The sequence below is a fragment of the Bacillus sp. SIMBA_074 genome (genome assembly GCF_046534555.1).
Taxonomy (GTDB): Bacteria; Bacillota; Bacilli; order Bacillales; family Bacillaceae_G; genus Bacillus_A; species Bacillus_A mycoides.
Genome location: NZ_JAWRYM010000416.1, coordinates 1 through 277 on the forward strand (window position 1 = coordinate 1; position 277 = coordinate 277).

At 61.4% G+C, this 277-nt stretch carries 1 protein-coding gene; it reads right to left on the minus strand.

All coding sequences use genetic code 11. From position 1 onward, the window contains the following. On the minus strand, positions 1–277 hold a 277-nt coding region (locus SB773_RS31380; RefSeq protein ID WP_410594204.1), incomplete at both ends, for a glycoside hydrolase family 3 C-terminal domain-containing protein.

The window sequence follows — 277 nt, forward strand, 5'->3', positions numbered from 1 at the left end:
GTCCAGACACTGCGCGACGGGTCAAGCGTCATTGCATCGATCAGGTCGACTCGCGCTCCGCCCGCGATCTGTTGCAGGCCGCTAATCTCGCTGATAAAAACCGGCGAAATTATGTTTGCACTGCCGTAGCCGGTAGGCGGCTGACCGGTCGCGAGTTCGCCGATTACGGCGATACTTTTTACGCTGCTGTGGCTAAGCGGGAGCACGTTGCCCGCGTTCTTGAGCAACACGATTCCCTCGCGCGCCACATCGAGTGCGGCGCGCTCCGCGAAGGCAG